General features: G+C 73.4%; 13 protein-coding genes and 1 pseudogene. 6 read left to right on the plus strand and 8 right to left on the minus strand.

The features are described 5' to 3' along the window. The first annotated feature begins 23 nt into the window (after positions 1-23). Positions 24-1,028, plus strand: a complete 1,005-nt coding sequence (locus tag ACIPYS_RS03280; RefSeq protein WP_159425028.1) for a hypothetical protein — start codon at positions 24-26, stop codon at positions 1,026-1,028. A gap of 224 nt (positions 1,029-1,252) precedes the next feature. Further along, positions 1,253-2,062 carry a hypothetical protein gene (locus tag ACIPYS_RS03285; protein WP_400742404.1) on the plus strand — a complete coding sequence of 270 codons (810 nt, stop codon included), beginning with the start codon at positions 1,253-1,255 and terminating at the stop codon, positions 2,060-2,062. A 55-nt stretch (positions 2,063-2,117) separates the two neighbouring features. On the opposite strand, the pseudogene ACIPYS_RS03290 reads toward ACIPYS_RS03285, so the two are convergent. After that, positions 2,118-2,315: pseudogene (locus ACIPYS_RS03290) on the minus strand (Uma2 family endonuclease); the annotation flags it as partial. Between the two features lie 226 nt (positions 2,316-2,541). Here ACIPYS_RS03290 and ACIPYS_RS03295 point away from each other — a divergent pair. After that, positions 2,542-4,092 carry a putative Ig domain-containing protein gene (locus tag ACIPYS_RS03295; protein WP_093862542.1) on the plus strand — a complete coding sequence of 517 codons (1,551 nt, stop codon included), beginning with the start codon at positions 2,542-2,544 and terminating at the stop codon, positions 4,090-4,092. Between the two features lie 72 nt (positions 4,093-4,164). Here the strand turns inward: ACIPYS_RS03295 and ACIPYS_RS03300 are convergent, their stop codons facing one another. The 4 genes from ACIPYS_RS03300 to ACIPYS_RS03315 form a co-directional block, all read right to left on the minus strand. After that, a complete protein-coding gene (locus tag ACIPYS_RS03300) occupies positions 4,165-5,040 on the minus strand; it encodes a ribosome-inactivating family protein (protein ID WP_093862543.1) in 876 nt (291 codons plus the stop codon). A 49-nt stretch (positions 5,041-5,089) separates the two neighbouring features. Continuing rightward, positions 5,090-6,025 (minus strand): Crystal protein ET79, encoded by a 936-nt coding sequence (locus ACIPYS_RS03305; RefSeq protein ID WP_400742409.1) that lies wholly within the window; start codon positions 6,023-6,025, stop codon positions 5,090-5,092. Between the two features lie 94 nt (positions 6,026-6,119). Continuing rightward, a complete protein-coding gene (locus ACIPYS_RS03310; protein WP_093862545.1) occupies positions 6,120-6,374 on the minus strand; it encodes a hypothetical protein in 255 nt (84 codons plus the stop codon). A 188-nt stretch (positions 6,375-6,562) separates the two neighbouring features. Beyond that, complete coding sequence (locus tag ACIPYS_RS03315; RefSeq protein WP_400742412.1) at positions 6,563-6,865, minus strand: hypothetical protein; 303 nt, start codon at positions 6,863-6,865, stop codon at positions 6,563-6,565. 186 nt (positions 6,866-7,051) lie between these two features. Between ACIPYS_RS03315 and ACIPYS_RS03320 the strand changes: the two genes are divergently transcribed. Beyond that, entirely contained in the window at positions 7,052-8,389 is a 1,338-nt protein-coding gene (locus ACIPYS_RS03320) for a LuxR C-terminal-related transcriptional regulator (protein ID WP_400742415.1), read from the plus strand. Here ACIPYS_RS03320 and ACIPYS_RS03325 read toward each other — a convergent pair. Together ACIPYS_RS03325 and ACIPYS_RS03330 are read right to left on the minus strand one after the other, a co-directional pair. Next, positions 8,323-9,459: a serine hydrolase domain-containing protein gene (locus tag ACIPYS_RS03325; RefSeq protein WP_400742417.1), complete on the minus strand. Its 1,137-nt coding sequence runs from the start codon at positions 9,457-9,459 to the stop codon at positions 8,323-8,325. The two genes, ACIPYS_RS03320 and ACIPYS_RS03325, sit on opposite strands and share 67 nt — an antisense overlap. 87 nt (positions 9,460-9,546) lie before the next feature. After that, positions 9,547-10,425, minus strand: coding sequence for a helix-turn-helix transcriptional regulator (locus tag ACIPYS_RS03330; RefSeq protein ID WP_400742420.1), 879 nt, complete (start codon positions 10,423-10,425; stop codon positions 9,547-9,549). A gap of 163 nt (positions 10,426-10,588) precedes the next feature. On the opposite strand from ACIPYS_RS03330, the gene ACIPYS_RS03335 reads away from it, so the two are divergent. After that, positions 10,589-11,338: a dienelactone hydrolase family protein gene (locus tag ACIPYS_RS03335; RefSeq protein ID WP_400742422.1), complete on the plus strand. Its 750-nt coding sequence runs from the start codon at positions 10,589-10,591 to the stop codon at positions 11,336-11,338. 131 nt (positions 11,339-11,469) lie between these two features. Here ACIPYS_RS03335 and ACIPYS_RS03340 read toward each other — a convergent pair whose 3' ends face one another. After that, the gene (locus ACIPYS_RS03340) at positions 11,470-12,609 is read right to left on the minus strand and encodes a PucR family transcriptional regulator (RefSeq protein ID WP_400742425.1); all 1,140 of its coding nucleotides are present in this window, start codon (positions 12,607-12,609) and stop codon (positions 11,470-11,472) included. A gap of 87 nt (positions 12,610-12,696) precedes the next feature. Here ACIPYS_RS03340 and ACIPYS_RS03345 point away from each other — a divergent pair, with 87 nt between their 5' ends. After that, a complete protein-coding gene (locus tag ACIPYS_RS03345) occupies positions 12,697-13,767 on the plus strand; it encodes a ferredoxin reductase (protein ID WP_400742428.1) in 1,071 nt (356 codons plus the stop codon). The last annotated feature ends 2 nt before the right edge of the window (positions 13,768-13,769 follow it).

Raw genomic sequence — 13,769 nt, forward strand, 5'->3', positions numbered from 1 at the left:
CGAGCAGACTGCACGGAGTGTGCATGAGAGAGCACCGAGAGAACATCCGGGGGAACGCCATGAGGTCCTTCATCAAGGTCGGCGCGGCGGTCGGCAGCGCGCTGCTGCTGGCTGCGTGCTCCGGGGGCAGCGACGGCGGATCGGGCGGCGGCAGCAGTTCGGCGGCGTCCAGCCCGTCGGACGGCTTCAGCGCGCTGCCCGCGCCGACGTACACGCCGACGCCCACGCCCACACCCACGCCCACGCCGTACGGGCCGGTCCTGGCGGGCTACGTCGACCCGGTCAGCACCGCGCTCGGCAAGATCAACCCCGCCGCGGACCTGACCGGCTTCATGGCCGCGCTCCAGGAGGCCGCCGGCGCCGCCAACTCCGCGAGCAGCGGTCTCGGGCTGAGCGACACCCCGGCGGGCGTCGGCACCACCAAGCGCCAACTGGTGACGGCGTTCTCGCAGCTCGCCACCGACCTGACCAAGATCCGCACCGACATCAAGGCGAAGACCTACTGCACCACCGGTTCCGCCTTCGCCCAGGTCGGCCTCTCGGAGGGCCTCAAGGCCGTCCCCGGCGCCCTCGCCGAGATGACCGCGGCCGGCTACACCACCAACTTCGCCGTCCCGCAGACCCCGCAGCCGCAGACCCGGACGCTCGACAACGGCTCCTTCGTCACCAAGGGGCGGCTGCGCGGCGAGGGCGAGCTGAACATCGACAACACCGAGGGCACCACCGACTCGGTCGTCTCGCTCTCCAAGACCGGCAAGGCCGTCCACTCGCTGTACGTCGGCAAGGGGAAGAAGGCCTCGATCAAGGGCATCGAGGACGGCACGTACGACGTGTTCTTCTCCGACGGCATCGACTGGGACCCGTCGCTGAAGATGTTCACGCAGGACTGCAGCTACACCAAGTTCGACGAGACGATGGCCTTCGAGACCGGCAAGACCTACTCGATCTGGTCGATCACGCTGACCGCGAAGGTCGGCGGCAACGCGAAGACCAGCGACGTGGACGAGCAGAACTTCCCGCAGCCGTAGCGCCGGCCGCCCGGGACCCGCGCGGACGTCGCCCGCGGGTCCCGGGCGGGCCCGACGGGTGACGTCCGCGCGGGTCGGTGCCCGCGCCGGGTGCCCGTCCGTCCCGGCGGACGCTGCCCGTCCGTCCCGGCCGCGGTGCCCCGGGGGCGGGGCGTCGGTCGCGGGCGGGCCCGGTTGCCGTCCGCTCCCGGTCAATTGTCAGTGGCCCGTGCCACACTCCCGCCATGGCCCCCGAACCGCTCGCCGCCCTCACCTTCGCCGCCTGGCGCAGACTCGACCTCGCCGCCGCCACCCGGATCGCCGCCCAGGCCGCCGACGGCGTGGGCGGGCGGCTCGAGCGGGTCGGGACGGTCGAGCACCTGGGGGCCCCGCTGCACCAGGTGCTGGTCGAGCGGGGCGGGCGGATGTTCGCGCTGATACCGGGCGGCCGGGTCACCCTCGGCTTCGACGCGGCGTCCTGGCGGCCGTCCGCCGAACTCCTCGCGGGCTACCGGGAGGAGAGCGTCGACCGGGGCTTCGGCGACGCGGACGTGCACGCCCACCTCGCCCGGGTGCTCGGCCCGCGCCGGACGGTCACCGTGCCGACCCTGCTCATGGCCGTCGAGGACGAGCCGATCGAGGAGGCGCCCGCCGACATGCCGGCCCTCCTCGCCCGTGAGGGCCTCCGGCTGCCCACGCCCGACGAGTGGGAGCACGCCTGCGGCGCCGGCGCCCGAACCCTGTTCCGCTGGGGCGACGAGTGCCCGCTCGACCGCCTCCCGTACGGCGACGACACCGGTCCGCACGCCGGGCCGAACGCCTTCGGCCTGCTCATCGCGCACGACACCTACCGGTCCGAGATCAGCGCCGAGCCCGGCCTGATCCACGGCGGTGACGGCGGCGAGTCCGTCTGCGGCGGTTACGGCACCTTCCTGTCCTGGCTTCCGCTCGCCACGGCCAACCGCCACCCCGACCTCGCGGCCTACATCTACGGCGAGGAGGGCGAGGACCTCGTCGACTGCCTCTCCACCCGCCCGGTCCTCGACCTGCGCTGACCCGGCCCGGCGGTGGTGGTGAAGGGTCGGCCCTCGGGGGCCGTGGTCGGTGCCGTCAGAATTCGGTGGTGTCCAGGACGACGTCCAGCGGCTCCGGAAGCCGCACCTCCACCCCGAACGGGTGCGGCCCCTCGACGAGCGTGTACCCGAGTGGACCCGGTCGGGAGAACAGTGTGCACGCCCGCTCCTGACGGTCGACCAGGAGGTGGACCGGCGCGCCGTACTGCGAGTAGCGGCGCCGCTTCGCCGTCCGGGGCAGTGTGCCGTGCGGGGCACTCCTTCCTCGTGGGCCCGGAGCATCGCGCTGCCCGGTGCGTATTCGTCCAGGAGCTGCAGGTGGCCGGTTGATGGTGGCTCGGGTGGATTCGCGCGTGTGACTTCTGCCCGATCGGTTGACCGATTGAGGTGACCATGGCACTTTCGTGCGGCGCGGGCGTCCGCAACCGGTCGTACGCCCCGCATCCCCCACAAGGAGAGCCATGCTCAAGAGACTTGCCGCCGCGTCCGCCGCGAGCGCTGTCATCGCCGGGGTCCTCACCTCCGTGGCAGTCGCCCCCGCGCAGGCGGTACAGGCCGGTGACCTGGCGTCCACCATCGCGCTGAGCAACTGCTCGGCCTCGCTGGTGCGTTACCCCTCGTCGGTCGACACCGACCGGGCCCTGATGCTGACCAACGGCCACTGCCTGCCGACCATGCCCCCCGCCGGCCAGGTCATCCAGAACCAGACCGCCAGCCGCAGCGGCACGCTGCTCAACGCCTCCGGCGGTTCGCTCGGCACCGTGCAGGCCGACAAGGTGCTGTACGCGACGATGACCGGCACGGATGTCGCGCTGTACCAGCTCACCGACACCTTCGGGTCGATCACCTCGAAGTTCGGCGCCACCGCGCTGACCATCAACGACACCCACCCGGTCGACGGTTCGGCGATGTACATACCGTCGTCCTACTGGAAGCAGACCTGGAACTGCTCCGTCAACGGCTTCACCGACCTGCGCGAGGACGCCTGGAGCTGGCGCGACTCGATCCGCTACAGCTCCGGCTGCAACACCACGCACGGCACCTCGGGTTCGCCGATCGTCGACGCCGCCACCCGCAAGGTCGTCGGCATCAACAACACCGGCAACGACGACGGCCAGATGTGCACCCTCAACAACCCGTGCGAGGTCGCCGCCGACGGCACCACCACGGTGCACCAGGGCCAGAGCTACGGCCAGGAGACCTACTGGTTCACCACCTGCCTGGGCAGCGGCCGGGTCATCGACCTCAACGTCAGCGGCTGCCTGCTGACGAAGCCCGCGGGCAGCGGCTCCGTCTCGGTCGCCAACCCGGGCGACCAGTCGACGGCGGTGGGCGGCGCGGCGAACCTCAGGATCACGGCGAGCGGTGGTTCGACCCCCTACACCTACTCGGCGACGGGCCTGCCGGCCGGTCTGTCGATCAACGCCTCCACCGGTGTCATCAGCGGCACCGCGAGCACCGCGGGCACCTACAACGTCACCGTGACGGCGAAGGACTCGGCGGCCAAGTCCGGTAGCACCAGCTTCACCTGGGTGGTCTCCGGCGGCGGTGGCGGCACCTGCACCCCGGCGCAGCTGCTCGGCAACGCGGGCTTCGAGACGGGCACGGCCGCGCCGTGGACCGCCTCCAGCGGCGTCGTCGACAAGTCGGCCTCGCAGGCCCCGCACGGCGGCACCTGGAAGGCGTGGCTGAACGGCTACGGCTCCACCCACACCGACAGCCTCGCGCAGACGGTGACCGTGCCGACCGGCTGCAAGGCGACGCTGAGCTTCTACCTGCACATCGACACCGGTGAGTCCGGCACCACGGCGTACGACAAGCTGACGGTCCAGGCCAACGGCACCACGCTGAAGACCTACTCCAACGCGGACGCGGCCGCGGGCTACCAGCTCCGCAGCCTCGACCTCTCGGCCTACGCGGGCCAGTCGGTGACGGTCAAGTTCACCGGCACCGAGGACTCCTCGCTGCAGACCAGCTTCGTGATCGACGACACCTCGGTCGCCACCAGCTGACGTCCGGTCCGTTCGACGACGACGCGGCCCCTCGGAGCGCACTCCGAGGGGCCGCGTCACGGGCGGTGGCGGTCAGTTCATGTTGCTGTTCAGCATCGACATGTAGGTGGCGCCCTGGGCGAAGCTGCGCAGGTCGATGCCGCCGAGTCGGACCGAGGGCGTGGTGTTGTTGTTGCGGGCCCGGTACATGTAGCCGGAGCCGCGGCCCCAGTCGTTCTCCTCGGCGGCCTCCTGGGCGTTCAGCTGGGTGTTGCCGCCGAGGCCGTCGCGGACCCGCGTCTCGATGTTGCGGAAACGGCTGGCCTCGGACACGACGGCGATCGCGGCGACGAGGTCCTCGCGGAAGTTGTTGTAGGTGGTCCCGGTGGAGGCGTAGCCCCACAGCCGGTTCATCGCGCCGACCAGGTTGTTATGGCTGATCGACACCTGACGGGTGCTCTGCGAGGCCTCCAGGCTGTGGTTTCCGCCGTAGCGTCCGTTGAAGGGGAGCCGGATGGCGTTGCGGCCCAGCGCCTGGCCCAGGTCGTAGGGCGCGTCGGGCTCGTTGGCGAACTGGACGACCACGCCGGCGTTGCCGGTGGAGAAGCCGCGCAGGTAGAGGTTGTCGGCCGTGAGGTAGAGGGTGAGCGTCCGGGTGCCGTCGTTGGTCGTGAACTGGGCGTTGACGGCGATGACCTCGTTGGTGCGCGGGGTCTCCCAGACCGTGCCCTCGCCGCCGTTGCCGCTGATGATCGGGCCGATGTTGTGGATCGACCGGATCATCTGGGTGTACGAGGCGCGGCGGTTGTCCACGTTGCCGCTCCGCAGGTCCCAGTTGATGGTGTGGACGGGGACCTGGAGGATCGAGACCTGGCCGGCGCCGGGCTGCGGTGCGACGGCCTGGGCGGCGGGTGCCACGCCGGCGAGCAGGGGGAGGCAGAGGAGGGCGGCGGTGAGCGTCCTGCGCATGGGGAACTCCTTCGGGTGGTGAGGGCTTCGAGGGCGGAGAGGCCGGGGATCAGTTGACGGTGAAGGTCACTTCGGCGTTCTTGCCGCCGCCGCCGGAGGTGGTGCAGTTGTGGCCGGACGGGACCTCGCAGCTGTAGCTGTTGGAGCCGGCGAAGGGGTTGCTCCAGCGGAAGGTGACCTTGCCGCCGCCGGAGAGCAGGTACTCGGCACTGCCGGCGGTGCCGGTGGCGAACCCTTCGGACTCGCTCTGCCAGCGGGCCCGGTCGCCGTTGTTGATGGCCGACGGGGGCAGGCTGTTGCCGGTCCAGATGCCGCCGTCCAGGCCGGCGCCGATCCGGCCGAGCAGGGCGCCGGAGTAGTTGTTGACGTTGACCTTGACGCTGCGGACGGGGGTGACGGCAGCGGTCAGGTCGGAGTCGGAGGCGGTCTTCGCCGAGAAGGCGGAGGGGCCGCCGGTGAGGGTGAAGGCCACGTTGGCGTTGTTGCCGCTGCCGCCCGACCAGCTGCACTGGTAGCCCGCGGGGGCGTCGCAGCTGTAGGAGTTGCGGCCGGAGTAGGGGTTGTTCCAGCGGAGGGTCACCGTCTGGTTCCAGTCGCTCGCGAAGCGGTAGACGGTGTAGCCCTCGGTGCCGGTGGCGAAGCCGCAGGACTCGCTCTTCCAGGAGGCGGTGACGGTCTTGGCGATGGCGTCCTGCGGCAGGCCGTCGCGGGACCAGCAGCCGTGGGAGAGACCGGAGTCGGTGCGCTGCAGCTGCTGCTGGGTGCTGTTGCGGAAGGAGACGCCGGTGCTGCGGGCGGCCTCCTGGACGGTGACGGCGCCGGTGGCGGGGGCGGTCGTGACGGTGTCGGGCGAGGGGGCGGCCGTGAGGCTGCTGGGCGTGGGTGCGGCCTGGGCGGTCGGGGCGAGGGCGGCCGCGCCGCCGAGGAGGGTGGTGAGCAGGGCGGCCGAGGCGGCCCAGCGGGTGGAGCTGGCGAGCGTGGGCATGACAAGTAATCCCTTCGAGGATGGGGAGGAGGGGCCTGGAGGGGGAGGGGTGGCCGGGGGCGGCCGTCGGGTCAGCGGGCGTGGACTGCTGCGGTCACTCGACGTACCAGAGGTCGAAGCTGCTGCCGGTGTTGTTCGGGTTGCACTCGAAGCGGCTGTACAGGCCCAGTGCGACGCTGAGCGAACCGGCCTGGTTGCACTGGGCGTAGGTGCCGTAGTGGCCGCCGTAGACCCGGTAGTCGTTCGTCTGTGCGCTCGCGGCGCCGGTGGCGACCGCGAGGAGGGCGACGGTCGCGCCCAGGGTGGCGGCCAGTCTGCGGACCGGGATCGCGCGCATGCCGAAGGTCATGGTGTTCCTCTCGTCGGACGCTGTCCGGGGCCGTCGTCCTGGGCTCCCGGAGGCGTGCTGGTGGTGTGTGCTGTGCTGTGCCGGGAGCCTGTGCGCCTGTTCGGCGCCGAGACCGGGGTCGGGCCCGCATCCACCCAACCGGCGACGGATGGCACCCGTCGCCCCCTCACCCGGTCTCCCGGGCGGCTCTAGTCGAGCGGCTTGCGGGGGCACCAGGAGTCGCCCCAGGCGGTCGTCACGGAGCACTGGCGGCCGGAGTCGGCGCCGCCGTGGCCGTCGCGGCCGTCGAGGTCCAGGAGGTCGCCGAGACGGTCATCGAGACGGCCCGGCTTGTCGGCGTTCCCGGGCTTGGCGCCGTGGGCGCCGCCGGGTGTCGCGGTGACCGCCGGTCCGGGGCCGGAGTCGGCCGCGAGGGCGGCGGCCGCGCCGCCCCACCACGCGCCGGTCCCCAGCATGACCGCGACCAGTGTCCGCACCACGATTCCGCGCATGACTCAACTCCCGTGAAATTGACCTCGGTCCGATGCCGGCCGGTCCTCGCCGCCCTGCGGAGCACCTCGCGAGTCACGCTGCGGAGCACCGCCCCGGCCGTGGTCACAACCCTGCCAGTCGGCGGATGGTCCGTGCACCGTTCGCCAGGGATCATGAGCCTGCCAGGCACTTTTAGGAGGCATGCGATGGAAGCCGAGACCGAAGTGGCGGCCGACGCCGCGGCCACGATCCCCGGCGTCGACAGCGCGGCCGTCACGCTCTACCGCTGGACCGTCGTGCACGGGCGGCTCACCCCGGCCACCCTGGCGCAGGCGGCCGTCGAGACCGGCATCGGCGAGACGGACTGCCGGCGGGCCCTCGCGGCACTCACGGAAGCCTGCCTCCTCCAGGTCCTCCCGCCCGCGGCTCCCGGTGCCGCCCCCGTCGGCTGGCAGCCGGTGAGCCCCCAGGCCGCCACCGCGCAACTGCTGTCCGACCGCGACGCCGCCCTGCGGGCCGAGGAGGAGGCCCTGCGCGCCCAGCGCCGACGCATCCAGCAGGAGCGCGACGGCCTGGCGGCCCTGGTGCCCGTCTACCTCCAGGCGCGTCAGCACGCCTACCCGCAGGGCACCATCGACCACCTGCCGGACAAGTTCGCCGTCCGCGCGCTGCTCTGCGACGTCGTCGACTCCTGCCGCAGCGAGGTCCTGGTGTCCAAGCACGGTGGCTCCTTCCCGCCGGCCGCGCTCCGGGAGGCCCTGCCCCGCGACCTGGCCGTGCTCGGCCGGGGCGTCCGGATGCGCAGCCTGTACCAGCACGCCACCCGCTTCGACCAGCCGACCAGGCTGCACGCGGAGCAGCTCATCGGCGCGGGCGCCGAGATCCGCACCCTGCCCGAGGTCCTGCCCCAGATGATCATCGTGGACGGGGCGCTGGCGCTGCTCCCGGCCCGGTCGGGCGGCGCGCTCGTGATCCGCGAACCCGACCTGCTGTCCTATCTGCTGGACGTCTTCGCACGCGACTGGGAGAACGCCACCCCCTTCGCGACCGGACCGCAGGCCGCGCACGACATCGCCGTGACCGTCAAGCAGAGCATCCTCGTCCTGCTCGCCAAGGGACTCAAGGACGAGTCGATCGCGCGCCGGCTCGGGATCTCGCTGCGGACCTGCCGTCGGCACGTCTCCGAGATCCTGGAGGGCCTCGGGGCGCACAGCAGGTTCCAGGCCGGTGTCTTCGCCGAGCGCCAGGGGCTCACCGCCCATCCGGCACCGGCAGCGGCGTCGGCGTCGACGCCCTCCCCGGCCCCGCCCGACTGCGCGCCCGGGGCCGCGCCCGCGCCCCCGCCCGAATGCGCGCCCGGCTCCGGGGATCCCGCCGCCGAGGCCCGCTGCCCCGCCTGCGGCGAGTCGCTCGCCCAGCAGGAGCGCCCGAACGGCAGGCCGCCCACCTACTGCTCCTCCCGCTGCCGCTCCCGCGCCTACCGCGCCCGGGGCAGGGACCGGTCACCCGGAAGCGTCACGAAACCGGCGGCCACCGTCACGTAACCCGGGGGATCCGGCTGCGGAGCGTCAGCGCCGACCGGTGCGAAGGCGGAGCGGGAAGTCGATCCCGCCGACTTCCCGCTCCGCCCGCCGTTACGGCCGGGGAGCGCAGAGGGCGGTGTCGAGGGCGGCGAGTACGGCGTTCGCGGCCGCGTCGGTGGCGGGGACTCGTTGACGGCGACGGTGGCCCGCCGTCCGCCGGGTGCCACGGCCGTGACGATGTGATGGCCGGCCCTGGTGGAGCCGGTGTGGCCGGTCCGGACGCCGCCGCAGGAGAGGGGCTCGGTGATCATGCCGAGCCCGTACCGGCCTTCGCTGCCGAGCCGTTCGGGGTCGCCGGGCACGGTGCTGAGCATCTCGGCGAGCTGTCCGGCGGGCAGGAGGCGGCCCCCGAGGAGTGCGCCCAGGAAGCGGTCGACGTCGGCGGGCGTCGAGATCAGCGCGCCGCCCGCGCCGCCCGCCGAGGTGTTCCAGCGGGTCCCGTCGACCCGGACGGGCCTGCCGTCCCGTTCGGCCGTGAAGTAGCTGTGCGAGTGGCGGCCGCGGATGTCCTCGGCGTCCCCGGGCCAGTAGGTGTCGTGCAGGTGGAGCGGGCCGATGATCCGCCGGGTGACCTCGTCCTCCGCACTCCGGCCGGTGACCTGCTCGACGACGAGCCCGGCGAGCACGTAGTTGGTGGTGGAGTAGTGCCAGCCGGGCTTCGGGTGCCGCAGACCGAGGGCCGCCGCCACCAGCTCCTCCGGCTCGAAATGGTGGTGACGCAGCCAGTCGACGTCCGCGTCGGCGAGTGCGTCGGCGTGGTCCGGCAGTCCGCCGGTCTGCTGGAGGAGTTGGCGGAGGGTGATGCCGCGCCCGTCGTAGCCGCCGCCCCGGACCAGGTCGGGCAGGTGGTCCGCCACGGTGTCGTCCAGCGACAGCCTTCCCTCGGCGGCGAGTTGGAGGACGACGGTGGCGGTGAAGGTCTTGGTGACGCTGCCGATCCGGAGCCGGTCGGCGGCGCTCGCCGGCCGGCCGGTCCGTACGTCGGCCGTGCCGCTCGCTCCGGCCCACGTCCCGCAAGCGGGATCGACCACCTCGACGACGGCGCCCGCGAGCCGGTGTTCGCCGGTCAGACCGTCCAGCGCGCCCCGGAGCGCCCCGGGGTTCAGGCGTCCTGGGGCTCAGGCGTCCTGCGGTTGGCGGGCGGGCGGGACCGTCGAGTCGGTGGCCCAGGTGGTGAGGAGTTGCAGCGCGGCCTCGGTCGGCCCGCCCGGGACGGGGGTGAGGGTCACCAGGCGCTGGCGCTCCGGGCCGGAGAGGTCGAGGGTCTCGTAGGTGAAGGTGAGCGTCCCCACGGCCGGGTGGCGGAAGCTCTTGGTGCCGTGGGTGCGGACCTCGACGTCCGCCCGGGACCAGAGCAGCCGGAAGGTGTCGCTCTCCGCACGCAACCGGTCGATCAGCCGGGCGAGTCGCCGGTCCTCGGGGTGGCGGCCGGCGGTGGCGCGGAGCTGGCCCACGGTGTCGGCGGCGAGCCGGTCCCACTCGACGTAGAACTCCCGCGCCTCGGGGGCGAGGAAGAGGAACACGGCCAGGTTCCAGCTGCCCGGCGCGGCGGACGCGCCGTGGACGAACAGCCGCTGGGCGACCGGGTTGAGCACGAGCACGTCCAGGCGGTCGCTCAGCACCATCGCCGGGACCCGTACGTGCTCCAGCAGCCGCACCAGTTCCGGGCGGGCCGCGACCGCCCGGTCCGGCCCGGGCCCGTCGGCGGGACGGTCCTTCCGGCCGGGCCGGGCGAGGCGGTGCAGGTGCTCGCGCTCCACCCGGTCCAGCCGGAGCGCCTCGGCCAGGGCGTCGAGCACCTCGTCGGACGGGTGCTTCGCCCGGCCCTGTTCCAGCCGCTGGTAGTACTCGACGCTGATCCCCGCCAGCTGCGCCAGCTCCTCGCGCCGCAGTCCCGGCACCCGGCGCCGTCCGCCGCCGCGCAGCCCGGCGCTCTGCGGGGTGACCAGGGCCCGGCGGGCCTGGAGGAACTCCCCGAAACCGTGGTGATCGTCCATGCGGGCCAGTATGACCGGCGCGGGCGGCCCGACCGGTGCTCAGGGTGGCCCTGGCAGTACCCGTAACAGCGGGGCCTGGGCGGTCGGGCCCGGCCCGGACAGGCTGGGACGTGTTCGAGGGAGCCGCCGGCTCCCGCACCGTCCCACCTGCTGAGGAACTCCCATGTGCCACCCCACCGACAGCCGCCCGCCCGCCGCCCCCGTCGTCACCGGGACCGTCGCGGACGAGGGCCGGCTGGAGATCACCGCGGCCGACGGCAACCGGTTCAACGCCTTCCGCGCCGCCCCCGGCGTCCCCAACGGCCGCAGCATCCTGCTCCTGCCGGACCGGCGCGGCCTGCACCCCTTCTACGAGGACCTCGCCCGGCGCTTCGCCGAGGCCGGGTTCCACGTCATCGCGTTCGACCTCTACGGCCGCTCGGCCGGACTGTCCCGCCGGGACGCCGACTTCGACTGGGCCACCCACATGCCGCTGCTGGAGCCCGCCCACGTCGAGACCGACGCGGCCGCCGCCCTGGCCAAGCTGCGGGAGTGGAGCGGTGACCCGGTGTTCGGCGTCGGCTTCTGCCTCGGCGGCTCCTACTCCTGGCGCCTCGCCGCCGCCGGCCTCGGCCTGGCCGGCGCGGTCGGCTTCTACGGAGTCCCGCGCTTCTTCGGCGACCGGGCGGAGCAGCTGACGGCACCGCTGCTGATGCTGCTGGCGGGGGAGGACGTGGTGACGACGCACGAGGAGTTCGCGGAGTTCACCGGGCGCCTCGAGCGGGCCGGCAAGGAGTACGAGCTGAAGGTCTACGAGGGCGCTCCGCACTCCTTCTTCGACGACAGCGCCGAGGACTGGAGCGAGGCGTGCACCGACGCCTGGCACCGCCTGCTCGCCTTCACGGGGGTCCAGGCCGGCGCCCCGGCGGTGTGAGGACGGTACGCCCGCCGCTTTTCCGTCCCCGCCGAGGCCGACCTCGGCGGGGACGGGCGGGCGGCGTCCGGGGCTCGCGCCCGGACGCCGCTGCGGGTCAAGGGCGGCGCTAGGACTCCCGTCGGGGCGGGTCAGGCGGTCCGGAGGCCGACCGCCAGGGTCAGTTCGAGGACCCGCTGCGGTGACCCGAGGTCGGGGAACAGCTCCCGCAGCTGGGACATCCGGTACCGGACCGTCTGGGGGTGGACGAACAGGGCCGCCGCCACCTCGTCGCGCCGGCCCTGGTGCAGCAGCCAGGCCCGCAGGGTCTCCTCGAGGCGCCGCGCGGTCGCGGGGGGCAGGGTGCGCAGTGGTGCCAGGGCCCGGGCGCGGAGGTCCGCGAACGCCTCCGGGTCGGCGCTCAGCACCAGCTCGGGCAGGTGGTCCTCGGTGTCGCGGATGTCGGGGGAGAGGGAGCGCGCGCGTGCGGCCCGTGCGTACGAGGCGGACACCCGGGTCCAGGGCAGGGCCGGGCCGACCACGGCGGTGCGGTCGGTCAGCTGCCGCAGGAGGTGCGACCGGTCGGCATCGGGGACGAGCAGCACGCCGGAGGCGTCCGGCAGATCGTCGAGGACGAGGGTGTTCGGGTCGAGCGAGCGGTGGGCCGGCCGGGCCTGGTCGGCGGCCAGCAGGACCGCGGTCAGTGAACCGGGGGGCGGCCAGCCGGCCCGCTGGGCGGTGGCGAGGAGGACGTCCGGGTTCGCGTCGGCGAGGAGGTCGCGGGCCAGTTGTTCCAGGTGGCGCTCGCGCACCCGGCCCCGGGCGGCCAGTTCGTCGGCGTGGCCCGCGGCGCTCGCGGCGGAGAGTTCGTCGATGTAGGCGAACGTCAGCTCGGCGAACCTGGCGACCTCGGCGGCGGGCAGCCCGGCCGGGACGGCGCCCGCGGCCAGGCTGCGCCAGGCCACCCGGGCGCCGACCCGGTACGCGCTGAGCAGGGCGTCCATCGAACGGCCGTCGCGGACCTCGCCGCGGCCCAGCTCGTAGGCCGCGTCCCCGGCGTCGCCGCCCGTGGTGCTGCCGCTCGCCAGGTCGAGGTAGTGGCCGAGCGCGGTGCGGACGGCCCGACGGATGGTGACGCCCATGCGGCCCGAGAGGGCGTTGGCGTAGGGAGGGACCTCGTCGATGATCGCCTGGACGACCTCGTCGGCGGTGGTACCCAGCGCGGCCCGGAGCGCGGTGACCGTCGTCCCGTCCAGGGCCAGTTCGCTGGCGCTCCGAATGGCATGACCCATGGTGTTGTTCCCTGCGAACAATTCGGCTGACCGGATTCACGTCCTGCAGACAAGACTTTACCCCGAGGGGCGTATGAAGCTGGAGCCATGACGAGTACAGCCCTCCGCAGCAGGGCGTGGAAACTGCTGGAGACGGTCACGACGCCGCTGTTGCCGTCGGACTACCTCGACCTGGTCAGCCCGCTGCGGGCGGGCGCCGACCTGCGGGGGCGCATCGAGGCCGTGCACCCCGAGACGGCGGATGCCGCGACCGTCGTGATCAGGCCCGGCCGGGGCTGGCGCGGCCACACCGCCGGCCAGTACGTGCGGATCGGCGTCGACGTCGACGGGGTGCGCCTGTGGCGCACCTACTCCCTCACGTCGCCGACGCACCGCCGGGACGGCCGGATCACGATCACCGTGAAGGCGGTCCCGGGCGGAAAGGTCAGCAACCACCTGGTCCGCGGGGCGAAACCGGGCACGCTGGTCCAGCTCGACCAGGCCGGTGGTGACTTCGTGCTGCCGGCGGCCAGGCCCGCCAAGGTGCTCTACCTGACGGCCGGCAGCGGCATCACCCCCGTGATGGGCATGCTGCGCGACACCGGGCTCGACGACGTCGTGATGGTCCACTCCGCGCCGCGGCCGCACGACGTGATCTTCCGCGAAGACCTGCACGGCCTGGTCGCGGCCGGGAAGCTGCGGCTCGTCGAGGTGCACACCGGCACCGACGGCAGGCTCGACCTCGCCCGTCTCGGTGAGCTCGTGCCCGACTGGGCCGAGCGCGAGACCTGGGCGTGCGGGCCGGCGGGCCTGCTCGACGCCGCCGAGGAGCACTGGGCCGGGCACGGCGTCCCGGAGCGCCTGCGCACCGAACGCTTCCGCCCGGCCGCCGCGGCGGCCGGGGAGGCCGGGGAGGGCACCGGCGGCGCGGTCACGTTCAGCACCACCGGCAGGACCGTCGACGCGGACGGCACCACGCCGTTGCTGGCTGTCGGCGAGGAGGCCGGGGTGCTGATGCCGTCCGGGTGCCGCATGGGCATCTGCTTCGGCTGCGTCACCCCGCTCAAGGCGGGCGCCGTCCGCGACCTGCGCACCGGCGAGATCACCGAGGCCGAGCCGGGCGTCCTCATCCAGACCTGTGTGTCCGCCGCGGCGGGCCCCTGCGACATCGAACGGTAGAG

It is taken from the genome of Kitasatospora sp. NPDC089913 (genome assembly GCF_044748625.1).
GTDB lineage: Bacteria > Actinomycetota > Actinomycetes > Streptomycetales > Streptomycetaceae > Kitasatospora.